Raw genomic sequence first — 25,496 nt, 5'->3', positions numbered from 1 at the left:
GTATTCAAAATACTGGGCGAACGATACCGTAACAGAAGAAAACGTTTTGGATTAAGAGTAAATTTAATCGCTGGCATTTACAATTATGAATTATATGCCTTTTTCAATTAATACAAGAGGTCTATTGTAGCGTAAAATGTTGCGGTTAATTCGGATACGGACTACACTTTTACCTGACAGGAAATACTGCGTAGTGAGCAGGCAATAAAAAAACATGGATACTACTGTTGCCAATGCGGAACCCTCCACGCCCATGTGCAGCCAAACTATAAAAAAAGGATTAAGCAGCAAATTGATCATAACACCGGATAAGCTGATAAGCATTGCCCGTTTTATGTTGCCTTCTGCCCTAATGAGACCTGAACTCACCAATCCGAAGATGCTAAAAAAACATCCGGCTTGTGATATGGTATAATACTGCGTGCCGTAATGCAATATGTTTCCCGAAGCACCCGTTAACGCGATGAGCGGAGCAGCAAAAAACAATCCCGGTATCATTAACAGTAAAGCAACCCCGGTGCTGAGCAGCAGCACATGCGCAAATAGCTGTTCCTGTATTGCTTTATTTCCGCTGCCAATGCTACGACTCAACAACGAATTAGCGCCTGCTGCAATTAAATTCAGCAACGCTGTATTTAGTACCATAAGAGGGATGCTCATGGAAACCCCCGCCAGCGCATCCGCGCCTACAAACCTGCCTACATATAAAGCATCTGCAAAAGCGTTAAATGCAATGAGAAGCATGCCTGCAATACCAGGCAGCGACATTTTTACCATCAGGGTCCACAGGTTATCCTGCAATATCATTTCTCTTTTATCTGGCATAACAACAGGCTAAAATATCTTTTTATAAACGCTCCTGTTCTTCAATGGCATTTCCTTTTTTATGCAGGAGTTTACCGCCGATATGATAACGGATGGAAAAGGCAATACGCCTTGAGTCCGGGCGATCATGGTAATAATAATCCGTAATGTTTGTTTGCGACATTGCCTTATACCGGTTGGTGCTGAACAGATCGCTCCCCGTTAGTTGCAGCACCAGGTTATTTTTAAAAAATGATTTCTTTATACCGGCATCCATAAAAAAAACAGTAGCTGTTTTATAAATGCCAAGCAGTTCAGGAGAATAGAAAAAGCCGGATACCTGCAATTGTAAATCATACGGCAGGCGTACCTGTTGCTGTAACTGAGCGCTTACACCCCATTGAGACAATTGCTTTAGCCCGGCGGTGACAGCAATGGGATAAGTAGTATAATTCAAACCGGAGTTTAGCTGCAGATCCCAAAAAGGCATAATGTTGAAGGGAACCGACATATTCAGATCAAGTCTTTTAGCATTGTTAAAATTGGCTGTTTGACTTTTTATTGCACCTGTTGATGGATCAACAATCAATTGTCTGCCCATGTAATGATCACGTAGCCCATACGTTGCGGTAAGTATATATTTGCTGTGCAGCGAATAGGCTACCGAAAAGAGCCATGCCATTTCCGGCTGTAGTTCCGGGTTGCCTGAATAATAAAAATACTGGTCGTTGTACCAGCGTACCGGGTTCAGATCGGCATACGAAGGGCGGTTAATTCTCCTGCTGACAGAAACATTGATCTTGTTATTATTATTTACAGGATAATCTACAGACAGGCTGGGAAATAACCTGGTGTATTTCCATGTATTATTAAGATCCTGCTTTACAGTAAATCCTTTAGCGTAGGTATTTTCAAAACGAAGTCCGGCTTCCACAACAGTCTTATTAAATTTCTGCAATACCGAAGTGTACACCGCAAATATTTTTTCCTCGTATTTGAAGTGATTGGACATTGTTTCCGCTTCCACAAAACCGCCCGCCGCTAATGAATCGAACCGGTAAGCATTGTCGTTGGATGTAATGGCATATTTTATACCGGCTTTCAGCGAAAAGGATTTATAAGGAAGATCAATATCCGTTTTGGCTGATTTGATGGTAATAAAACCCGGCTGATGTTGCCGCAGCGTACTCACCCTGGTTGGGTTACCATCGCCATTTGATGTTTGGCTTGTCATCAACCCGTCCGACAAATTTCGGTAACTGATATAATGGGCATCGGTGGTTATTTTTTTTCCTGATGTATCAATATCAAATTTGTAACTGAGGTTTGCCGCATCATAATGATAAGGCTCAGCAATATTGTTTTGTGTGTAAATATCCGAATATGCCATGCCATTAGGGTAATACATTTTCAGCCGGGAAGATTTAGCTGCCACAAAATCATCAAAATACCCGTTGTAGTTAAAGCTCAGCAGGTGTTTGCGGCCCGCCTGCCAGTCGGCGCCAACGCGGTAAGTATAGTACCTGATTTTGAAAACATTCTCCGTAGCCCTGTCAATCAGCATTTTTTCACCGTTGTCTGCAACAGTATTACCGCTCTTCCCGGTCATTACCCGGTGTGGCGTGTTATAGTCAAGCGAACCATATAAGCTCCACTTTTTTGTATTAAGACTGGCTGTGATATTTTCGTTTACCATCCAATACTTCCCTATGGAGATGCCCGAGCGAAGATCGATTGCATATCCGAGCGCATTTCTCTTTTTGGTTACGATATTGATAATGCCCGCATTACCGGCAGCATCAAATTCAGCGGAAGGCGCAGTCAGTAGCTCAATCTTACTGAGGTTTTCAGCGCTCATTCCCTGTAGCATTGTTGTTAATGCTTTGCCAGACAGGTAAGTCATTTTTCCATCAATCATTACATTAATACCACTTGTACCCCGAAGCAGTATATTTTCATCCTGGCCTATGGTAACACCAGGAAGTTTTTTCAACGCGTCAAAAACAGATATACCCGATGTAAGGGCACTGTTCTGCAGGTTCAGCACGATCTTCCCCTTGTTTATTTCTATAACCTGCTTTTTGCCTTTCACAATAACTTCCTGCAGTGTATCTGTTTTCCTGCCGGTAGCGCTATCCTGCGCTAACAGGCAATTTATTTGCAGCATCATCCATAGTATTAAAAAAATGCGCATGGAAAATAGGTATGTAATTCTCATCACCACTTTTTTTTCAGCCTCCTGTTACTGATTAAAAAAATAAAGGCAGTTGAAAGCAATAGTTCCATACAGGTAAGAATACTGTTTGCCGAAATTGTGGCCGGCTTATAACTGAAAAGCGGGAACCTTTCATAATCATTTTCCGCCAGTCGTTTTTCAAAAAACAGCGGAGGGAAATAAGCATCGTGTAATCCCTGGTGCAAAGCTTTTGCCTGCCATATAAAATCGTGGTTAGCCTGCGCATCGTTAGCAGCCAAATGAGCGAATATTCCATCGATACCCGCTGCGGGATTAATAAGGGTGGTTGTATTAGTTACCTGCTGGCGCTGCTCTATGCGATTGAAATAATCATTTACCGCTATTCTATTTGTGTCATCCATCAATTCATGATAAGACATATAGGTAGCAAATACAAAAGCGGGACTTTGAGGACGCAGCGTTGTTTGCTTATACTGTGGCCGAAGTATACCAAGCTGCGTAATGGTTTGTTTGGCAAACGTTGTATCATCAAATTTCGATCCCTGCGGTCTCCTGGACATCCGGCTTACCAGGGTATTATCAACGGGGATTGTTTTTTCGGCAATGGAGGTTACCAGTGTGGGAATGATAAAACAAAAAGCAATCCAGGCTATACCTCCCGCTAGGGCGGCGCTACTGGTATTTTTTGTATATGCATTGATAGCATATACTACAGCAAGCCAGAAAGCAAGATAAACAACAGTAATTAGCAGGAAAAGAAAATCGCCTGCAACAGGAGCCTGCTTAAAAGCCCGGTAATTCAGCGCCAGCCCGATAATGAATATAACAGTTACCATGGCGCAGACCAGTAATCCAACCAGCAAACATTTAGACAGTACCCATTGCCGGGCACTGATACCCTGGCTGCCGATGAGTTTCCAGTTGCTGTTATCATATTGCGCAGACAAGGTATTAAAACATAGTATCACAACCAGCAAAGGAAGCAGGTAAACGATCCAAAAACTGATATCAAAATGACCGGCAAGCGATCTTAACGGGTTAGCAATTTCTCCCTGCTTAAAAAGCTGCATAAAGAAGCTTTCATTTTTGATTGTATAGTAGTAGGGAAAAATATCAGCCTGGCCTATATTAAAAACAGCGGCGCCAGAGGGCATTTTACCTGCCGGTAAAACAATATTCCAGTTGCTTGATATAATTCCGGTTGCTTTTGCGTAGGCTGCTTTCCCTTCGGGCTTTGTAGTATCCATTGCAAAGCCCGATTTTAATTCATTTAATGCTTTTAATTTTTCACTCCGGAAAGCATCAATGGTTCGTATTTGTTTTTGCTTAAAGGCAAAACCCTGGTAAAGACCATACAGCCCGGTCAACATGAAAACAGTAAACAGTAAAATATTTACCCGTTGTTTTTTTAAAAACCAGTAATGCATGTTGAAGGCAATTCCTTTATGTCTGTTCTGTAGCTTCATTCTTTTGTTTTTAATGGTAACCCGTTATATTGCTCCTGTTGTACATTAATATGATCAATACCAGCAGCCAACAGAGCAACCCGATATTGTCCGGTATTATATGGGGAAAGGACCAGGCAAGCGGATGATTCTTTATCTCTACATCACTAATGGAGCCGTATGTATCCTTGCTTACCTTATATGTATTGAAACTGCCGTAAGCGGAATTGTCGCGCATATCATTATTGAGGTTCTGTACAAAGCTGCGCCGGTAATGTTCCGCCTGCTGCTGGAAATCTATTTCTGATTCCAGGCTTGCATTGGATGCAGCCATTGATATATTCCGGAGCGCAACAAACGGGCTACCCAAACCCAGCCACGACTGAAGTGTCTTTTGTTTTTTAAGGCTGTTGAAAATTTCACCGAAATAATTATCATATACTTTACTGCTATACTCCTCACCCTGCTGCATAATATATCCTTCAAAGTTGAAAGGCAACTGCTCCACGCTGTCTACTTTGTATTTTGCAAGCAATTCCTGTTCTATCCGTTTTGCTCTTTCGCCTTGCGCATCATGTCCGTCAAGTCCCTTTTCAATGGCTTCAGAAATCTTTTTCCTGAACTGGTAGTTGGTAGCAACAGGGTACACATTTTCTGCTATGTTAGCGCTTATACGCGGCAATAGAATATTGGTAAACATCCAGCACAACAGCAACACGGCAATAGCTCCTCCTGCATTTTTAATACGGGAAGAGATATATACGCCCGATAAGCTCCAGATAATACAGTAGCAGCTATAAACCAGCCACAGGTAAAATATACCGGCAGGGTCAACAGCTGCTTTTAACAGTAAACCTGCCGCTATTGCCGTGGCTAATAAATAAGCAGTCACAAAAATTTCAAAAACAAGAAACACAGCCAACGTTTTTGCAAACAACAGTTGCCTGAATGATATGCCCTGTGAGAGCAATAAAGACATGGTTCCTTTTTCAACCTCACCATTAATACTATTAAATGACAGCACAATAATTAACAAGGGCAGCAATAGCTGGCAGATCAATGCCGGACTTAACCATCCGAAACGTATTCCCGTATCACTTTCCTGTCCTTTGCTGAATAGAAAATCATTTTGCCGGTGCGGTTCCATATATACTGACGTGCCGGTATAAATGCTAAGCCCCGGGTCAAAACAATGCAGCAATGCCGGTTTTTTATAGGCATAGTTACCAAAGTGGGCCGCTATATGCGGATGTTTCAATTCCTGCGACAGCCATTCCCTGCGGGAATCCTGCTGCGCTTTCATCCTTGTGCTGTTCAGTTGGTTTTGAAAATCCAACTGATGCCATAAGGCAAAGGCGCTTATCAGCAATAAAAAAGCAATCAGCCACACAATGCGTTTATCCCTGCTGTATTGCAGCCATTCATTTTTGATTATGCTGTACATCATTATTAACGGTTTCGTTATTACAAGGGAGATGCGTTCTTATTTTATTTTGGTGAAGCCGTTGCATTGTCCTGTCAAATCAAATTCTTTCGTTACGGCGCCGTCGCTTATCTTATAAGAATAAATAGCGTTGCTGCCGGGCGCTGCTATGTTGAAATAAATTTTCTCGTTATCCCATTTGGTCATAAATGTATAGCTGCCAAAAAATTTGGGTAATGAGGCAGCGATGTTCCCGGAAGTGGATGTAGCAGAGAGATTTATTTTGTACAGTTCTCCGGCTGCGCTGCCATCAAACGGGTAAGCGGATTCATCTGAATATTTAACAGTAAAAACATGATCATCATCAAAATAAAAAATACCCAGGCAATGGCCACCTGTTACAGCGTCAAGATCAAAAAAATAAGAAGCATCAAATTCGGTTGTGCCTTTACTGATTTTTAATATGCCGCTTGGTTTACCATTGTTAGCATAACCATTTACATAAATATCTCCTGCGGCATCTTTTACCAGGCAGGCAGGACTGAAAGAAGAAGTAGTGCCACCATTCCACATCATATTGGTACGGGTGTCCTTCAGTAATTTTTCAACGGTGGATGTACTTTTATTGATCACCGCAACAAACACAGCATCTTCCAGGTTTTCAAAAGAGGCATTCTGGTAATTGACGCCCATGAACAGGTAATCATCTCTTTCAACCAACCCGAGATAATAGATCTCTGAAGCACCCGGCAACTGAAGTGTGCTCAGGTCAATATAACCCAGTATTTCCATGGTAGATGGATTAAACCTGACCATCTGGGGAATGCCGCCAAAGCCATTTGAAGCGGCGTAAGCTTCCGTAGCGCTTAAAAATTCCACTGCACCGAATGTGTTGAGTCCCGGCACAGCAATACTACCTGATTGTGTTGGTTTACCGGTTTCGTCAAAACTGTATTTCCGCAACGTGGCAGGAGCTCCAAAGCTGGACACATAGATTTCGCTGCCATATTTAAACATTTGCCCCGAGCTGCTGAGTTCCACCGCATTGCCTGTATTAACCGTACCAGCCGGAAACGCTTTTGTTCCAAAAATGTAAGTAGTTTGATTGGGATATGTGCCGCCGGTAACAGATAGTGCGTAATTAACCGACTGGTCGTTGGGCTCCGGATCGTTGTTTTTTTTACATGCCGTAAATAATAATACGAGGAGCGATAGTCCGATAATAGATTTGAAGGTTGTATTCATGTTTGTTATTTTTTATTGAATTGATAAAATCTTATTTTAAAGCTGAATGCTCTTCCGGGAAGCTGCACTTTGAAATTGTCGTAGGTACGTGCATTGGTAATATTGGTTGTTTCTAAAGCCAGGGACAGTCCATCGTATGGCGAGAAGGAGATACCGGCTCCGTGCAGCAGTTGCGTGGGCAGGCGGTTCTTTAGTTCACGGTCTCCATCTTCGGCCCAGTATAAAAAGTATTCGTGCGTATAATTGGCCGTATACCACAATTGAAAACTATTACCGGTTCTAAAAAAATCCCGTATGCTATAATTGATGCTGCCATTGGCAAACAGGTAGGGCACATTAGGCATGCGGCTGTTTCTATACCGTTCATTATCTATAGGTCTGTTGCTGATATCAGACTGATTGCGGAGATCCTGGCAGGTAAAATTTCCATTGATAATAATGTTCTTCCATAAGCGATATTTTATACCACCCTCAATACCTGCCACACGAAGGTTAAGCAGGTTATCATAGCGGCTGTAAAATTGGGAAGGCGGCAGGTAAATCAGGTCTTTCACATTCCGGTAAAATGCTGTTAGTTCAAATTCCAACCTGTTGGTATTATACATTCCGGTCAGGTTAAGATTTTCACTTGCTTCTGCATTAATGCCGGGATTGGCAGTTACATAAGTGAAATCTCCAAATGCCTCCTCTGGATCTGGCAACCTTGCTGCATGTTCATACGAAAGTTTTAATAAAAGACGTTCGTTCCATTGATACCCTAAGCCTGCATTCCATGCCAGTTTCGCAATTGTTTTTCGGGATATTGTCTGATGAAGGTCTATGATCTCAAATCCTTTTATGGAAGTATAATAATGTTTGAGTGAGGTTAGATATCGCCATTTTGATTTATTGAGTTTTCCTTCCAATCCAATTCCCCCCACATTTTTTGTCATCTCCGATGGTGTACTGTAATAATCAATGCCGCCGTAGAACTTTTGCGCAACAGGATCTCTGCCGGTGCGCCTGTACCACAGGAAAGTATTACTGAAAACAAGCTTAACCTGGTCACTCAGTTTATAGACAGTAGTAAGCTTTCCGTTGAATACATCTGTATAGGTATATAATTCGTGGCCGGAAGAGCTTAGTTCACCACCACTCAGTTTACGTTGCGGCTGTCCGTTCAGGTCTGTAGCAACTTCTCCATTCCATAAAAATGCATACCGCGACGTATCCATTAACAGGCTGTTTACCCTGTTGTAAGAAACCATTGCGGCAACATCCGTCTCAGGCAACAGATCTGCTTTTTGATACCGCAACACGGCGCTTTGTAATTTTTCGTTGCGGTAAACAAAACCGTACGGCTGCTGCATCATCAAGCTATGCTGCAATTGGTCATACATGCCTGTTTGCAAAAAAGTTAGCGTTAGCTGATCTGCAAACCGTTTTCCACTATAACCAACCTGGAACCTGACATTATAATTTTTAAAACGGTCATGAAATAAACGGACATTCATGGTATCTGCCTGCCCGTTAGACCTGATAACTGCTGCCTGCACCGGGTAGTTATTACCAGCATAATTAAAGTTTGCCTGCAGCGAGGTAAAAAAATGTTTGCCCAGGTATTTCTTTCCAAACAAATTCAGTTTATGTGTATTAAAGGAACCAATGGAGTAAGACGCATTAATATAATCTTCCCGCTCCTTCCTGGTTATTATATTTATAGCGCCTCCAAGCGCATCAGCGCCTAATTCCACCGGCAGCACACCTTTATATACTTCCAGCCTTTCTATCTGCTCCACGGGGTAAATATTCAATGCCTGCGTTTCTCCCAGGTTATCCTGCGGCAACCCGTCAATAAAAAACTTTACCTGCTTACCGGAGCTGCCATTAATAAAAAAATCGTTACCGGAGCCAAAGCCGCCATTCTGCTTAATCTTAATACCAGAAGCCTGCCTCAGCAGATCCACACCGGTAATATTGCTGCTGTAATATGGTGTTGCATCTATTACCGAAATATTAAATGGCTGTTGCTTCAGCGCTTTTATACTAACCCTGCCGTATACTGTAACGGCACTTAATATGCGGCTGCTATCGCGGGTCGTGCTATCGTTTTGTGCAAAGCAGGCATAGGAGGATAGCAGCATAAAGGTCAGAGGAATAAAAAACTTCATGTATCAAGATGACTTTAAATAGTTTCCAGGTAGAGTTTTTGTAATTCATTCGCCGTGATATCCGCCGTTTTGAGCGTATGCACAAGTGTGCCGTTTTTCATAATACCAATATGCGTTCCCACATTAACCGCATTAAAAATGTCGTGAGTAGCCATAAGAATTGTTTTGCCCTTGTGCCCTAATGCTTTCACAATTGTTGTAAATTCCTGTGTAGCCTTAGGATCCAGTCCGCTGGTAGGTTCATCCATAAAAATCACATCTGCATTTTTAGCAAGTGCAATGGCAATGCCTACTTTCTGGCGCATGCCTTTTGAATAATGCACTAATTTCCTGCTATGTGCTTCCTGCTGCAGTCCGGCTTGCAGCAGCAATTGCTCCAGTTTATCCTGGCGGTAATTAAATCCTACCAGCCGGCTAAAAAAATCAAGGTTCTCTATTCCTGTAAGATTGCCATATAATTGAACAACTTCTGGTATATAAGCAAGATGTTTTTTACTCTCGCTATTACCCGGTTTAACATCCACCCCGTTAATAATCGCCTTTCCGGCAGTAGCTTCTATAAAGCCAAGAAAAATATTAATGGTTGTGGTTTTGCCGGCTCCATTCTGACCCAGCAGGCAAAAAATTTCACCTGCCTTAAGCCGGAGATTTAATTTGTTTAACGCCGTATGCCCATTGTATGCTTTAGTCAGATCAATCGCTTCCACACGATCTTGTACAGGTGTTGTCATCACTGTGTTTTTATTTCTATGATTAATTTATTTTCGATCATTTCGCGGTAGAGATGCTCCTTACCCTGAGTACATATTTCTTCTCCCTGAGTAATACCATCTGCTTTTTCCCAGATTAGTTTTTCATCATTTTCCAACGTAAATGCATTATTACCAGGCAGAAGTACATGAAGGCTGTCATCTTTAGATAAACAGAGCGCCTGCTGATTGCGAATGCAGCGAACAGCATCCGGACGCTGAAGGGAAAGTATAATCCGCTCTTCGTTATAGCATAAAAAAGAATTTTCCGGAAAAGCATATACCGGTATGATTTCTCCCGGCTGCATTTCAAATACCGCTATATTTTCAGGTTGTAATTTTTTATCCGGTTGCCAGGTAACGATCTTAACCGGCGTTGGTTCACACGAATGATTAATGATTTTATTTTCTTTAACGGAGATATGCTCTACAAAAAACGAATCATCCGAAGCCGTTGCAGAGTATTTAATATTTCCTCCATTATATACCTCAGAAATTAATGTATACTTTCCCAACGGTGCATTTTGGGGAATGGGGTAGGTAAAATAATAATGCCGGCCGGCCTGAATATTTTGAAGTATCTGTATTAGCTCCGCTCTTTTATGGTGTGTGCTTAAATAATCAGCCAGCACTAACAAGGGTGTATTTTTGTTTAAATACAGCAATTGCTGCCCCGAAGCGGGATCTGCAGGCATTTGAATGGCAGGCAGCCCCAATACATGCTGTTCAAACAGCATGGTGGTTGTGCCGTCAGGCGATTGCACACCAATACGCACATAAGGACATACATGCACATCGGTAATGTGTGCAGTATTGAAGTTCCAATGAATGGTAACAGTGGAACCTGGTATATTTCTTTTAGGAAAGATGCTCATACTTTTCTTAGTTGTTTGATATTTTCTTTACTGTATGTTGCAGGATATTGCTGAAACCACTTTATGACGGTCGCTTCTCCCAGGTGATCATACACTGTACTGATCACATGCTCCAGTTTTTGTAAATACATGCTACGTGCACTTTCAGGATCCTCCAGGTTTTTGCGTTTTTGCTCCTCTTTTTCTGCTTTTGATGCAGGCAGGTGATGGAAGTATCGATTGAAATACCGGTTGCAGAATGCATGGTATTCTTTGGTGAAAAGAATAAAGTTGTGCCACATCTCATCTACGATGAGCAGGTCATCAGGAATAAAAACGCCATCAACCTGGCATACATATAAAAACTTCTTTGTTTCCTGGAAAATGTCCATCGCTTCTTCGCCGGTAACTTCAAACATATCCGTGAAGCGTGACAGGATATCTTCGTTGCGATAGGATAACATGTCTTGTAGTTGCGTAGGGTTCAGCGCTATAGTTTCGGTATTCATACCATATATTTTTTGATTACCTATAAAAGGGAGCAGCAATTTCGCTGCTCCCGGAATACTTGTTTAGAGCGTTGCTTTGCAGTGACCGCAGTTACTGCAATGCGTGCCGCCAACGGCTTTTAAAGCAATAATAGCCGCAACCAGGGTTGCTTTTTTTTCTGAATTTTGCATGTGGTTAAATTTGAAAAATGAACGCCTACTCTTATGGGGATTTTCGGCATACTCCCGTTATTGCAACAACATTTTTATTATCCTGAAACCAGGTGAGATTTCTATGAGTTGATAGTATAGCAGGCATCAGAACACTCTCTGGTGAGGTCTTCATTAACCTGATACATGGAACAGAAAAATACTTGTTAAATGATCAGTAGGTCTGTATAATTCATCCGGAAGTGAATCATGCGTAGCGACGCATTAAAGTGAATAAACACTATGCTGGTATCAGCAGTTAAAGCGCCCCTGGCTTTAAAACATAAAAGAAATAACAGATCACCTCCCGGTGTGAAGTAAAACCTATTGTAATATACCTGTAGTGAAAGGAGGACCTCGTAGCGTAATAATGTTAACAGCGGCAAAAAAGTAAGCGGATATTTTGCACGTGTCAGAAAACAAAAAGTTAACCGCATCTGGTATTGAGATGACGGAGTGAAAATTATCTGCGTCTTTGGTAAAGTGATATTCGCAAATGGTGCAGATGTGATTTACTCCATTGCCATTAACGGAAAAGTTTGCACAGGTATCGTGTGCAGACGCATGAAAAACTTTAACAACGAAAATAAAAGTCATCAGGCTGAGCATTGTCAGCGCTGATAATCTTTTACCTGTCTTGTTAAAATGCATCTTCAAACGTGATGATTATAGTAAAACGCTAAAATATAATATTTGCAACAGTATTGCAAATATTTTTTCATGAAGTTTAACTTTAGAATCAATTCTGTCAATATCCTTTAAAAAATCTCATTTGACGAGAGTATGATATAACTCTGAACATGATGCAGGGTTCCTTAAAAATTATGTCAGACAGCATCAGTCAGGATTGATAAGCATAGCAGAAGTTATTTCCGGTAATGTTTCGGATATACCTGCTGCATTTCCCACCATTGAAGCATTACAATATTTACTGCTGCAATCCTTCCAGGATTTTCTTGATTATGGATTGGTTATTCCCGCTCAATCTTTACCTGCGAACTTGGACTTTCGACCTTGCTGCGACCTTTGCCGAACGCTTTTTGTTCCTTTTTTGGGTAGAAATAATTTAACTATTGTCACCACACAACCGACACTTTCTTTTTAGTGGTAATTAAATAGGATATATAGTTAATAATAAGTATGTAACTCGGCTGTCTATACCTTAATCTCTAAACCCATATGATCGCTTAACAGCGAAATATAATGTGCTTAATGACAATTTGGATAAGGCTATTTCTATCAAAACTGGAAAAACTGCCCAAATAGATGAATCGCTGGCGCCCTTCTCTGCAAAGATTTCAAATCAGCAATTGTTAAAGCGACTGAAGAAAGAATTAGGCAAATGAGTTGGAGTTAAAACTGATGAGAACTGATATCAAAGAAAAAGGCGTAGATGATCTAATCAATCAGGCTGTTGATAAGCTGATTTTATTTGAAGATGTTTTTGTAAATGGTACAAGTGCAGAGCAACGCTCCATCGTTGGTTCGATCTTCACCGAAAAATGGGTTTTTGACGGAGGGCAACATCGAACCAAAAAAGTAAATGAAGTCGTTGAATATATCTATCTATTTAATAATGAATTAGAGGATAATAAAAATGGGACAAGTAACGATTTTTCGCACTTGTCCCAAGAAGTGATCCCGCTGGGATACAAAATAATATTTTAGACTTTACTCTATCTTTTTTAAATTAACTATAATTATCTGTTTTTCAAAATATTAAAACATTTTGCTCCTCTGTTAGAAATTACTTTTACTCCGGCTGACGCATTTTTTATAGACTAAATTATAGAGTAAAATGTTACTACCTATTAAGCCGGTGTGCAAAAGGGCACTAAAACGCAAAGACGGCACAAGCGTCATCTTTATTCAGTATTGCCATTCGGTTGAAAAAAGAACTTTACTGAATTCGGGAATAGCAATTCCACCTGAGTATTGGAATCAAAAGAAACTATGCATTAGTAATGATCTTCCAAATATCTATGGAAATGTTGAAGCACATAATGATAAGCTTTTCAGAAGCATTCGTATCGCAGAGGATATTGTGAATTTCGCCAGAAAAAGAAATGATATTGATATCCTTGAATTTCTTAAAAATACATTCTCCCCGGATTTTGAAGTATCAACCCTAGAAAAAAGATTAGGGCAAGAAATAACATTCCCCCAAATTAATCTTGATGTGTTTTTTCAAATTGAAGAATATATAAAGAGCAAAAAAAGGAAAGTCACTCCAAAGATGATTAACGTCTATAATAACATGCGTGATACTTTAAGAGCATTTGAGAAATATAGAAAAAAACAAATTACGTTTGAATCTTTTGATATTAATTTCTATGAAGAATTTGTAGATTACATGACGTACGAACATGTACAACGGAGAAGAAAGAAATTGGTAAGGGGATTTAAAATCAGTACTATAGGCAAAACCATTAAACAACTCCGTATTTTTCTGAATAACCGGATAAGGCGTAAGATTTTTCCTCCAATTAACTTTGAAGACTTCAAAGTGATGGATGAAGAATCGGATGCTGTTTACCTCAACTGGGAAGAAATAACACTTATATATCAAACAGACTTAGGTAAATATCCACACTTAGTAAAATATCGAGATCTTCTTGTATTTGGATGTTTAACGGGACTTCGATTTTCTGATTTTTCAATTATTGAACCTGAAGATATTAGGAAAGGTATGCTTTATAAAAAGCAGGAAAAATCAGACCATCGGGTTGTGATTCCTTTAAGGAACGAAGCCGATCATATATTCACAAATAATTTTAAGAAGAATATTCCCTTAATCACTAATTCGAAGTTTAATTATTACATAAAAGAAGTTGCCGAAATAGCAGGCATTACTGAATTGATAAAATTCTCACACAAACGAGGGAATAAAGATATTGTAGAGGTCAAACCGAAATATGCCTGGGTTACATCCCATACGTGTCGCCGCTCATTCTGCACGAATGAGTTTTTAGCAGGCACACCTGTTGATTTGATTATGAAGATTAGCGGGCATAAAAATATCTGTGACTTTTATCGATATATCCGTATAACTGCTGAAGAGGCTGGTTTTAAGATCAAAGAACTTTGGGAACGGCGAGGTGATATTAGCATTGTTAACAAAAAGCAGGCCTAGCAAATTGTAATGAAATGAATTTAATTGTAGAAGTCAAGCAGCGAAAATGGTATAATGGTTTGTTATGTAATATTGGAAAAATATTAAACCGCCAATAAGTCTCACCGGATAACGCTACTGTATAATATGGGTTAAAGATAAAAGCAATTTACGAAACTAAAGTTTCAGGAATGAGCATCAGAGATATTGTCTCCGAGTCCATTATTTTAACCACTTCTAATACTTTGGCTATGTTGAAATATGTTGATCAATGGACAAAAGTATTTGAGCTGTGTGCCCTCATATTCAGCAACAACTTTCAATCGAAAAATCAATAAAATCTACTTATTCAGCGATGTAGCCCTTACAATATTGTAGTACAACCGTTCAAGCAATCTTTGATTTTTAGTAATAATTAGAGCCTTTGATGTTAGACCAGGCTTATATTGTAGTTCTTTATTTTGGTTTGTCATTAATCCTTTTTCTAATCGCACAGTTGCAATAAAACCGCTGTCAATTGCAATTTTAGAAATATAATTTAGAGTACCAGAAACAAAACCAGATTCTTGGTAAGGATATGCATCAAATCTTAGTTGTACATTCATGCCTGTATCCACTTTGCCAAAATTCAATTGGGAAAGTTTCACTTCAGCATAATATTTAACGTCAGGCGGATTAACATAGCCTAGTAACTTTCCTTGTTCAATATATTGGTTCTGTTGAATGGGCATCACAAAAACTACTTGTCCACCAATGGGCGCCCGGATAGTATAAATTCTTAACCATTCATCTATATTACTTTTCAGAGTATGCAATGCTTGCTCATATATTTTCTCTTGCTGAAGAATATCATGATTCAATTGGTCGATTTCTTTTTGCTTATCTCTTATTTGGTTTTTCTGAGAAAGAATTGTAGCTTCCAACTGCGGTATATTTTTTTGTTTATTTATTAAATCTACTTGGGCCTGCCGATGTTCATCAGCGGAGATTACTTTGTCTTTAAAAAGAATATCTTTCATTTTAAAGGTTTCTTTTGCCAACTCGTTTTCCTTTTCTGTTATAGCCCTTAGACTATTCGTTTTTTCTTGAATGCCCTGGAGCGATAAAATTTCGCTTTCCAGCATGTCTCTTTTTCGATTGTAAAATCCGTTAATTACATAATCATTATACTTTTGACATGCTGTGACAAACGTTTGATATGGGGCTTGAAGCTCTCCTAAATCTTTAAGCCGTTGATTAAACAAAACCGAAACTTCTGTTGTATTTCCTTGCGCACATAAACTTATACAAGTTCCTAATTGCTCAGATAAGTTGATAACTTCTTTTGTGGACGCACTGCTTTCGATCCAGCCAATAACCTCACCTTGTTTCACAGTTTGGTTATTCGCTACAAAAAGTGCTGTTAATCGACCTCCTTGTCTGGGTATAATTTGTTTAGGAGCGTTGTCTCCAGTAAGAACTGCTATACCTTCAATAATATCAGGATAACGAATATACCAAGTGCCAACCAGTAGAGAAAGTAACAAAATAAGAAATATGATTAACGACCACCTTTCAAAGAAATCTAGTCTATGACTAATAATTTGCTGTGTCATTTCTGACCTCTCTTGAAAATTCTTATGTTTAGATTCATCCTTCAATTCCTCGCCCAAAACCTTATTTATATCTGTTTTCAAATTTTTCATATACTTTATTTTCGAAGTATTTTTTCATAGAAGAACCTGTGTCATAAAGCGCTATAGATTAAGCCATTTTTGAAATTAGGATACCCCTAATTCCAATTGATTTTTTACTAGTTCATAATACTTTCCTTTTAGCGCTGTAAGTTCTTCATGTGTTCCCTCTTCTACAATTCTCCCTTTTTCTAACACAACAATCTTATCAGCATTTTTGACCGTACTGAGGCGATGCGCCACAACAACGACAGTTTTACCTTTAAAAAAAAGTCCGAGATTTTCTACTATTTCCTTTTCATTATTAGCGTCAAGTGAGTTTGTGGCTTCATCAAAAAATAAATAATCAGGATTTTTATAAATAGCGCGAGCAATCATAATACGTTGCTTCTGTCCTTGACTGATACCTGTACCATTAGCTCCCAGTTTTGTATAATATCCGTTAGGAAGGTTCTCTATAAAAGTATGAATATTGGCCGTCCGGCAACTTTCGAAAAGGCGGTGAGCGTCGATATTTTCTTCGCCAACTGCGATGTTTCGCGCAATGCTATCGTTAAAAATAAATCCGTCTTGTAAGACAGCACCACAACATTTGCGCCAATATTTATGACTAATAAAATCAAATTTCAAACTGATTACTGGTTCGTCTCTCCGGCTAGTGAATTGAGAGGTAGGTACCTTTAGATGAGATTCACCCACCCTTATATCCCCGTCATACTGTTCATAAACTTTCAGTAAAAGTTTAATTAAGGTGGTTTTGCCGCTTCCACTGCTACCAACAATAGCAGTTACATTATTTTCAGCAATAGTTAAATTTATATTTTCCAAAACAGGATCATTACCGGCGCCAGGGTAAGTAAACGAGAGGTCTTTAATGATAATGCTTTTTTGTTTAGGCAACTGATCGATATAACTCCTTTCTCCATTTTCCTCATCAACCAGTTGATGTATTTCATTCAATCGTTCCATGCTAATTTTAGCATCTTGCAAATTTTGAACAAATCCTACCCATTCTTGAATCGGACTACTTAATTGACCGATTACGTACTGAATAGCTAACATTGCTCCTAGAGTTAACTTCCCATCAATCACAAGCTTTGCCACAATAAAGCTAATTATTATGCCTTGTATGCTATTGATAAAAGTGGCGCCGGTACTTTGTATTTGACTATAGTTAAGGCTTTTAAACCCTAATTTAAATACACTGGCCTGTATATTTTCCCACTCCCAACGCTTTTGCTTTTCAGCGTTATTCAGGCGGATCTCTTGCATACCTTGTATAAGTTGCAACGTGGTGGTGTTTTCTTTTGCAGAAAGATGAAAGTTTTCATAATTAAGTTTTCGCCTAATACGTAAGAAAAGTTGAACCCATACAAAATAAATAAAGCTACCGAAACAAAAAACAAAAAACAGCTGAGCACTATATATCACAAGCACAATGGCATAAACAATAAAATTAAAGAACGAAAACAATGTATTTAGTGCAGTGCCGGTAATAAACCCTTGAATGGCCCTATGATCTCCTATGCGTTGTAAAGTGTCGCCTGTATGATGCAAGTCAAAATAAGAAATAGGAAGGCGAGTGAGTTTGATCCAAAAATCGGAAAGAATTTGTATATTCAAAATATTCGAGACTCTCAATAACAATCTGTTTCTTATTATACTCACAATGGTTTGACTAAAGGTTAGCATTATCTGAGCCAGTAGCACAATAATTACAAATTGTAAATTGTTCGTATTAATACCGGTATCAACAATGCTTTGCGTTAAAAATGGGAAGATTAGTGAAAGCAATGAAGTAATGAGCAGCGCTATAAAAACCTGCATTAGCTGCCATTTGGAAGAGCGTAAATATTGAAGAACCAAACTCCAGTTTAACTTCTGCTCTTTTTGACTTTCAAATGTATAAAATTTTGGGGTAGGTTCTAATAACAAGGCAATACCCATTTCGTTAGAGGATTCATCCTGAGAAGCAAGCCAATGTTTTTTGAAATCTGGGATAGTATAATCAATAATGCCCTTGCCGGGATCTGCTATCTTAATACGATGTTTGGATTGTTTGACCAATACAACAAAGTGACTCTGTTTCCAATGTAATATTGTCGGAGGAGGAGCTTCGCTTAATTGCTCCATAGTTAATTTTGTCCCCCTTGTTCTGAAACCAATTCTTTCTGCGGTATCACTGATGCCGAGCAAAGAAATTCCTTCCTTGTTAAACCCAGACATTTGCCGTAAACTATTTGCGTTAAAATGCTTACCATAGAACTGTGCAACCATCCGAAGACAAGCGGCGCCACAATCCATTGTATTTAGTTGTCGATAGAAAACAAATTTCCGCATAGAAGTTAGAATACGATTACTTAATCCAAATCTTATTAAGATACGTAAATACAATCTCCGATAGTCAAAATTCATTATTAGAATTTCACTACAGTAATATAACAAGTTGAAAAAATCCTACTCAACAATAATCGCTATTTATATCAATATCTTATTTTGGATGAGATAGGTAGTTTTAAGCTCAATTAATTTACAAAAAGCTTCATATCCAGTTTTCTCCTCAGAGGGTGGAAATAGAGCAAACATTTTTTTCAATAGTTGTCCATAGGATATATCCTCGTCGTGTAAAACAATTATATTCTCACATATTTGATCTAAAATAACTTCTCTATAACCATTAAAAAATAGTTCGGGAACAATAGCTATAACGATATCTTTCATTTTTGACAAACGCATAAAAACATAACCTTCCGAAGCGGCATTCATTGACGTCCAATCGAAAGTAGAATAAATGATTTCAAGATTTGGATTTCTTTTAAATCTAAAGTGTTCTTTATCCTCGATTTTTCTTGAGGCGAAATGAATTGAATGAACGGATTTGATTTCAACTTCTTTTAGATCTGATGAATTAAGCTTATTAAATTTTGAACAAATCCGGCTAAGCTTTTGCTCATACTTAAAGAGTTCTTTTAAAAGTAAATTCTTACTGCTTTCAATATAGGTTGTTAATTGAGATTTTGAAATTGGAGTTACCTTTGGAGTTAATTCTTTTATTAGATTCATTGTTTTTTTAAACTGGAAAGAAATTCTATTTCCTCTCCCGGGGAGGTTATGCACGTCTTTAATCTTAGAATGATAAAAAAAATGCTGTTCTCTGAATAAAGCGACAATCTTCAAATAAATCATGGGGGCCTCAATGTATAAATGACGAGCTACCCATTCACAAATGTTTTCGGTTCGCTTAAAATGACCAATTAGGTGGAGGTATCCCGATTTGTCGACCGTTGGAAAGGACGCTACATCCTCAACTCCATACCCATTGTCATCGAAAGTTTTCTCAAATAGACATGCCACTTTTTTGTTTTCTTGTGCTGCAATTGAAAAGAAAAACAACTGTTCAAAGATTATATTAAAGTTTCCTTTTAAATTGGCTACGTTATTCTTCTTTAAAAACTTTTCTGCGATCGCGACATATTTTTTGAAAAATTGTATGTCAGCCCCTCCTAATATTCCCGCATTATATGCTTTCATATTATGTGAAAACAAATTCTTTTTGAGATATGATGGAAAATATTGTAATTGCTCTGCAAGGGGTCTTAACGTACTAGAATAGTAACCTGTCCCCTTCTCTAAATTTTGGGCTATTAAGTTTGATGATAGTAGATTATTTTTAAGAGGTTGCCAAATAAAAACATCGCCATCCACATGCAAAAAAGGCTGGTCTTGTTTTGCGTATGTCAGCAATTTTGGCAATGCCCACAAATCGGCGCGCAGATCAATGTTTGAATAATCATCAAAAAAGTTGGTATAAGGTAAAGCTAAATGATCTTTAAAAATTTCAACTCCTTTTTTATCGGTATAAAAGTTTACGACAGGGTAGTACTTCTTTAATTTTAGACAACTGAGCGCCCAAGCCATGATATGATGTTGCGGACTTAGCCACCCAAAATTATCCTTAAGAAGATCTTTATCGCTAGTCCATAGTGTTTGACAAAATCTCATAATAGTTCTATTATTGAGCATGTATTTCCTGTAAATAAGTGCCGTGGGTTTACTAAATATTTACTTCCCCAAGTATTTCTTTAGCAATTCTACAACCTCGTTAGAGCTAGGTTCCGGTGCATTTTTATGAACCAATGTGCCTTGCTTGTCAAATAGCAAATATCTCGGTATTGACTCTAACTTAATTGACTGCAAAAAGGAAGACGACGATTTTTTCAGAATATAATTATGTTCTAAAGTATTTATTCCATCTACATTTACTGCCTCCATCCAATCACTTCTACTTTTGTCGAGCGATATATAAACAAAAGCTATGTCTTGGTTTTCAAAATCATTTCTCAGTTGTTTAGCCATTTTCATTTCCCGTCTACAAGGTATACACCAGCTTGCCCAAAAATCAATATAAATAACCTTTCCTTTATTCATTTCTAATAATGATCGAAAGGTAAGGCTCTGGCTTTTTTCATTAATTAGGACTAAGGAATCGCTTCCTTTGGAAACAAGATCTTCAACAATGAGATACTCTCTCTTAATCTGATTAACTAAAAGTGTATCGTTAGAGAATTTTTTAAATTTGGCAAGATATTTTTGCAAATCTGATGTTGAAAAAACATCTCCAATTTGTTTTAGATATTTAAAGAGTAAAAGTTTTTTATAAAAATCATTTATCGCTGACCACTTGCTTGTTCGCTCGTAAACATCCCTGTAATCGATTTGATTCTTATTCGCAGAATACAGAATTTTAGACTGCATGACATTTACACTATCGGATATAGCTTCTAAAAAAACCAGAAAGTAGGAGTACGGGAAGTTTAAAGTATCGTTTTTGTTGCGTGCCAGAAAACCTGTTAAACTATCGACAGGCAATTTATGCTTCTCGAATTCTAATTTAGCTAGCTGGTAAGTAAATTTATCTTGTAGAAAAAGTAATGGAGGCGTAAAAACTTCATTTGTGGCTCTGTATTTTTCAAGATGCGATAATTCATTAATTATGTATCGATGAGCCCTTTCATACCAATCATCCTTAATTTTTTTTACATTGTTAATTAAATCATTCAAATCTTTGGCAACAAGAAAAGGATGGTAGTATATGTCATATGCATTATTATTTATGTTATTTTCAGTTAAGCCGCGTCTCTGAACTTCATAATTCAAAAAAGAAGTACTGTACAAAGAACGACTTTTTGCATATGGAAGACCATTAAAAAAGCTAATTGTCAGAGTATCACCTGAATTTATTAAATAATCAATGGTAGACGCTGTTAGGTCATAACGAAAACTTAAAATAATAAATTGATTTTTCGGCAAATACGTTAAAGTATCTTTTACAAGTGGCAAAGGATTATAACCGTATTCATAAAAATTGTCAAAAATAGTTACTTGTTTATGCGAATCATTAACGGTTAAGTCAGGAAGTGGATATATGACATTATGATATTGCGGTAAGCTATCAAATATCAAGACAATCTTTGGATACGAAACAGAGGAGAATGCTTTTTGACAAAACGACTTAGTTGAAGTCAAAAAAAGAAAAACTAGTAATAGAGTCGCTTTCATATTTTCAGTAAAATTAGTAACCAATATGTTAGCATATCCTATTTTATTGACAATCAAAAGAAGAATGGGTAAAACCCATTCTTCTTCTATGCAATGACAATAGTTTAAGAGGAACCGGCTGGTGGATGATACCAGCTAGCACTACTACAACTTGTACAACACCAACTGCCTCCCATTGATGCAGCTTGCCCACTTGCTGTATCCTTTGTTACGCCATAAACCGTCCAAACGCCATTGTTAATAGTCATTGACTTGTAATTGTAATCAGGGTCTGTGGGGATATTAGACCAGACAGAACCACTAGTCGCTCCATTAGGCAGATAGACAGCGCAGCTACCAACTTCGCCTCCGATGACTCGCTTCATTTGTTCCCGCGAGAGGATTTGTTCGGCTCCTAATTCCAGAGCTCTTAACTTTAATTTTTTCATTCTAGATGTTTTTAAGATATGAAAATTGTATTGCGACTCAAAGTTCATAACGGCCGTTCTCTTATATTTAGAACGAGCAAAAATTATTCATCATTACACAATTTAAATGTCATTATCTCTGAGAAACATAGCTCTTTGGGAGATTCCATCATTGTTGACTCTTTGATTGATACGCTTTTACTATCAATTTCAAATAAATCATGGACCATTTGTCCATTAGCTGAATAATAATAAGTACATCTATTTCTATCGAACTGAATCGGAAATCCCAATTCTTTCATTTCCTGTATCACCCCCGCCATTGCACTTTTGCAAAGATTATTTTTTTTTGCAAAGCTTTCTAAATCTCCCGTAGCTTTTCGCTTAATCATATAGTCAATGTAGCGTAGGCGTCTAATATGTTTTAAAATGGCCATAGATTAGTCTATTTCTGTGAAAAAATAAGTCAAGTCATTTATTGTATATAGATCGGGTAGTTGATAAAATTGGTTCTCGTTTTCTTGTGCTTGTAATGAAATATAAAAAGTAGGAGTAGATTGGACGTCTATGCTATTGCACCAATCGTTCATACGTTCAATATTCTCTGTTTGTTTTCCAAGTTCACTATCTAAGGGGAATTTTATGGCAAAAGCCTCGTAATTTTTTTCTGTAGCCAAATACCAGTCATCGAGGGCATTTTCTATTAGCAATTCATCTTTGCTCTGGGCAATAGCCAAAAAATGTTTTACTGGTAAAGATCTTAAGTCTGAATCGTCATTTGTAGCAGTAAAAATTATCTGCAATTTTATATTAGTATGCTGGTGTAATAACGATTCCAGAACTGGATGCGCTTTGGCGCATGGAGCGCAATAAGGGTTGCATACTTTAATTATTCCGTATTTCGCAATAGGGTTACCTAAGGATATTCCTATGTTTTTATCAGGCGCTGTTACTACCTTCTGCTTCTTAAGGACTGCCTCGAATATGTCTGAATCATGTTTTAAGCGCCGTAGTTGAGCTACTTTCAATTTGTTTTCTTTAGCTTTTACTAGAATTGTCTTAACCATATTCGCCAAAATAAAAACAGTAATGGTAACCATTGACACACCAAACATTGTTTGGATATCCATATAAGGTTTCAAGAAAAGCCATCCTGCGAACAAAGTCACAAAAAATTGTACCCCCAGCAAAATCTGAACAGATACACATAATACACACCATTGCTTAGCTACCTTCCATTGATAGTACAGAGAAAATGGAATATAAGGTATTGTTAAAATATTAAACCAAGCAACAATAAATAAAATTTGCTCATTTATAATACCATATAAAAGTAAAATTAGCAGCTGCATCATAAAATACGAAAAGCCAATTGTACTCCAGCTAATACCCCAAATTTTTGAAGCCTTGGAATTTATCAAGGCGTTACAATTTATTTTTTTTCCCGAACTACAAATCTGCTTTATAGTGAGATTGTCCTGATCTAATTCGTACCATGCCAGCAGCGTACAAACTACACAACCCAAAATTGCAAGCGATGTAAAAATTATCGGTAGCGTTGCAGCAAAGCTGACTCTTAGAAAGGCGAAAATATAGTTTATAAGGATTAGAAAAGTGACACTCCCCCAGCCCATCGTAAATACAATCAGTTTTTTCTTTTCGATCTTCGAATTTTTTTCATAGTCGATCTCAGCATGACGTGGTGATTCAGTGTCGAAAATTAAAACTGTGCCGGTATATCTTGACATAAACTGTTCTAAAGGCAAGGTTTCCCATTTATTGTTTTCTGGATGACTAGCTGTTACAAAAGCTTTATCGATCGATTTAACAATACTAAAGTGAGGCATAATTGAACTTTTGCCTTTAACTGATGTTATAAATGGGACGGGAACGTTAATCAGCTTTTCAGGGCGAAGTTCCATTGAAAGATTTTCTACGCCATGCTTTTTAAGTACATCACTAATACTTAAAATACTGGGATAATAAGGATGACTTTCATTTTCTGCAATTAAAGTACTTCTACTTACTTTCAATTTTATTTCTTGGGTAAATAAATACAAGACTTTCGTTCCATTGGTCGTACCTAATAATAGATTTTCCAAATACGATCTCATAAGTTAACAATTAGATTAAGTTACTAAAATACTATGAATTGAAAATCCCTAGTTTGGTTTGACGACTAAAAGTCGAATGGTGACTTCGTCATGTTTTTACATTTTACTTTCTCTCAATCTGAAAAATAGTAGAAGCTAAAGTCTTGGACTAAAGCCGATAACTTCATATAGCATTTTGTTGCGAGTGATTCAAATCGCCGCAAATGGTGTTAACCAATGCTATAGGGTTGATATGAAAACGGTTTGTTAAATAAAATTATTAACTTCACTGCGTTCCGACTGAAAGGAAATCCATATATTTTTTACGGGTTTCCATATTTTTAAACTGTTTGCTTACTATGTTTTCGTCAACAAAAACGAATGCTATTAAAATTGCCATTGTAGAAGACCATACACTGGTAAGGGAGACATTTAAGAACTATATTAATCAGTCGCCCTTTTTTTCAGTGGTACTTGATGTTACAGATGGTGATATATTGTTTAAAGAATTAAAAAAAAAGTTTATCGACATTAATGTACTCTTACTCGATCTGTTTTCGTATAAATTGGACGGAAGAGAGACTTTAAAAATGTTATCAGAATTATATCCATCAATACGAGTTATCATTTTATCTGCTTCGACCGATCAAAAAGTAATTAATACTATTTTTGATTTAGGTGCATTCGGCTTTGTTTCGAAAACATCAGATACTGAAGAATTAAATGAGGCCATCCATTCTGCAGCAGAAGGCAAAATTTATCAAAATAAATTCTATTTCGCATATCAAAAGATAGAATTAAATGTGACAGAAATTAGAATTCTGCAACTTCTATGGCAGGAAAAAACCAGCGAAGAGATGTCGTCCACCATGTGTTTAAGCATAAGCACAATCGAAAAAATTAAACATCAATTAAAAGAAAAAACAAATACCAAAACAACCATCGGGTTAATAAAATATGCACTTGAAAAAAGAATATTAATTCCCGGACTAGATTAATATATACCTGTTCAAATTACAAGAGAATCTATTTTTGGCAATGAGCATTACAAATTTAGGTTTGTTGATATTTGAAATTTGAAAAATCT

19 protein-coding genes are annotated in these 25,496 nt (G+C 37.7%); 3 read left to right on the top strand and 16 right to left on the bottom strand.

Annotation, left to right across the window (positions count from 1 at the left end):
• Positions 1–90: 90 nt before the first annotated feature.
• From DC498_RS24245 to DC498_RS24205, 9 genes are read right to left on the bottom strand one after another with little or no spacing between them, the layout of a single operon-like run.
• Positions 91–825 (bottom strand): MATE family efflux transporter, encoded by a 735-nt coding sequence (locus DC498_RS24245; RefSeq protein WP_116876713.1) that lies wholly within the window; start codon positions 823–825, stop codon positions 91–93.
• 22 nt (positions 826–847) lie between these two features.
• Positions 848–3,022, bottom strand: a complete 2,175-nt coding sequence (locus tag DC498_RS24240) for an outer membrane beta-barrel protein (RefSeq protein WP_116876712.1) — start codon at positions 3,020–3,022, stop codon at positions 848–850.
• Positions 3,022–4,467 carry a DUF3526 domain-containing protein gene (locus DC498_RS24235; protein WP_116876711.1) on the bottom strand — a complete coding sequence of 482 codons (1,446 nt, stop codon included), beginning with the start codon at positions 4,465–4,467 and terminating at the stop codon, positions 3,022–3,024. The genes DC498_RS24240 and DC498_RS24235 overlap by 1 nt, the downstream gene beginning before the upstream one ends.
• A gap of 10 nt (positions 4,468–4,477) precedes the next feature.
• Positions 4,478–5,893 (bottom strand): ABC transporter permease, encoded by a 1,416-nt coding sequence (locus DC498_RS24230; RefSeq protein ID WP_116876710.1) that lies wholly within the window; start codon positions 5,891–5,893, stop codon positions 4,478–4,480.
• Positions 5,894–5,929: 36 nt separating this feature from the next.
• On the bottom strand, positions 5,930–7,114 hold the full coding sequence (locus DC498_RS24225; RefSeq protein WP_116876709.1) for a hypothetical protein: 1,185 nt from the start codon (positions 7,112–7,114) through the stop codon (positions 5,930–5,932).
• 5 nt (positions 7,115–7,119) lie between these two features.
• Complete coding sequence (locus DC498_RS24220) at positions 7,120–9,264, bottom strand: TonB-dependent receptor plug domain-containing protein (RefSeq protein ID WP_116876708.1); 2,145 nt, start codon at positions 9,262–9,264, stop codon at positions 7,120–7,122.
• Positions 9,265–9,278: 14 nt separating this feature from the next.
• On the bottom strand, positions 9,279–9,995 hold the full coding sequence (locus DC498_RS24215; protein ID WP_116876707.1) for an ABC transporter ATP-binding protein: 717 nt from the start codon (positions 9,993–9,995) through the stop codon (positions 9,279–9,281).
• Positions 9,995–10,888 carry a hypothetical protein gene (locus tag DC498_RS24210; protein WP_116876706.1) on the bottom strand — a complete coding sequence of 298 codons (894 nt, stop codon included), beginning with the start codon at positions 10,886–10,888 and terminating at the stop codon, positions 9,995–9,997. The genes DC498_RS24215 and DC498_RS24210 overlap by 1 nt, the downstream gene beginning before the upstream one ends.
• Positions 10,885–11,376 (bottom strand): hypothetical protein, encoded by a 492-nt coding sequence (locus DC498_RS24205; protein ID WP_133176971.1) that lies wholly within the window; start codon positions 11,374–11,376, stop codon positions 10,885–10,887. Before DC498_RS24205 ends, DC498_RS24210 begins: the two co-directional genes overlap by 4 nt.
• Positions 11,377–12,927: 1,551 nt before the next feature.
• Here DC498_RS24205 and DC498_RS24200 point away from each other — a divergent pair.
• Complete coding sequence (locus DC498_RS24200) at positions 12,928–13,233, top strand: hypothetical protein (protein WP_133176970.1); 306 nt, start codon at positions 12,928–12,930, stop codon at positions 13,231–13,233.
• Positions 13,234–13,363: 130 nt separating this feature from the next.
• On the top strand, positions 13,364–14,698 hold the full coding sequence (locus DC498_RS24195; RefSeq protein ID WP_116876703.1) for a site-specific integrase: 1,335 nt from the start codon (positions 13,364–13,366) through the stop codon (positions 14,696–14,698).
• A gap of 320 nt (positions 14,699–15,018) precedes the next feature.
• Here the strand turns inward: DC498_RS24195 and DC498_RS24190 are convergent, their stop codons facing one another.
• The 7 genes from DC498_RS24190 to DC498_RS24160 form a co-directional block, all read right to left on the bottom strand.
• Complete coding sequence (locus DC498_RS24190) at positions 15,019–16,362, bottom strand: HlyD family secretion protein (RefSeq protein WP_116876702.1); 1,344 nt, start codon at positions 16,360–16,362, stop codon at positions 15,019–15,021.
• 75 nt (positions 16,363–16,437) lie between these two features.
• Positions 16,438–18,690, bottom strand: a complete 2,253-nt coding sequence (locus tag DC498_RS24185) for a peptidase domain-containing ABC transporter (protein WP_116876701.1) — start codon at positions 18,688–18,690, stop codon at positions 16,438–16,440.
• 138 nt (positions 18,691–18,828) lie between these two features.
• The gene (locus DC498_RS24180; RefSeq protein ID WP_165813949.1) at positions 18,829–20,352 is read right to left on the bottom strand and encodes a DUF6734 family protein; all 1,524 of its coding nucleotides are present in this window, start codon (positions 20,350–20,352) and stop codon (positions 18,829–18,831) included.
• A 60-nt stretch (positions 20,353–20,412) separates the two neighbouring features.
• On the bottom strand, positions 20,413–21,909 hold the full coding sequence (locus DC498_RS24175) for a TlpA family protein disulfide reductase (protein WP_133176968.1): 1,497 nt from the start codon (positions 21,907–21,909) through the stop codon (positions 20,413–20,415).
• 104 nt (positions 21,910–22,013) lie between these two features.
• Complete coding sequence (locus tag DC498_RS24170) at positions 22,014–22,337, bottom strand: hypothetical protein (protein WP_133176967.1); 324 nt, start codon at positions 22,335–22,337, stop codon at positions 22,014–22,016.
• 83 nt (positions 22,338–22,420) lie between these two features.
• Entirely contained in the window at positions 22,421–22,708 is a 288-nt protein-coding gene (locus DC498_RS24165) for a hypothetical protein (protein WP_116876697.1), read from the bottom strand.
• 48 nt (positions 22,709–22,756) lie between these two features.
• Positions 22,757–24,430, bottom strand: a complete 1,674-nt coding sequence (locus DC498_RS24160; RefSeq protein WP_116876696.1) for a vitamin K epoxide reductase family protein — start codon at positions 24,428–24,430, stop codon at positions 22,757–22,759.
• 338 nt (positions 24,431–24,768) lie between these two features.
• Here DC498_RS24160 and DC498_RS24155 point away from each other — a divergent pair, with 338 nt between their 5' ends.
• The gene (locus DC498_RS24155; protein ID WP_116876695.1) at positions 24,769–25,407 is read left to right on the top strand and encodes a response regulator transcription factor; all 639 of its coding nucleotides are present in this window, start codon (positions 24,769–24,771) and stop codon (positions 25,405–25,407) included.
• The last annotated feature ends 89 nt before the right edge of the window (positions 25,408–25,496 follow it).

This window comes from Terrimonas sp., from assembly GCF_003075435.1.
GTDB lineage: Bacteria > Bacteroidota > Bacteroidia > Chitinophagales > Chitinophagaceae > Agriterribacter.
Note: the sequence above shows the minus strand (reverse complement) of the source record. Positions and strands in the feature narration are given on the sequence as shown.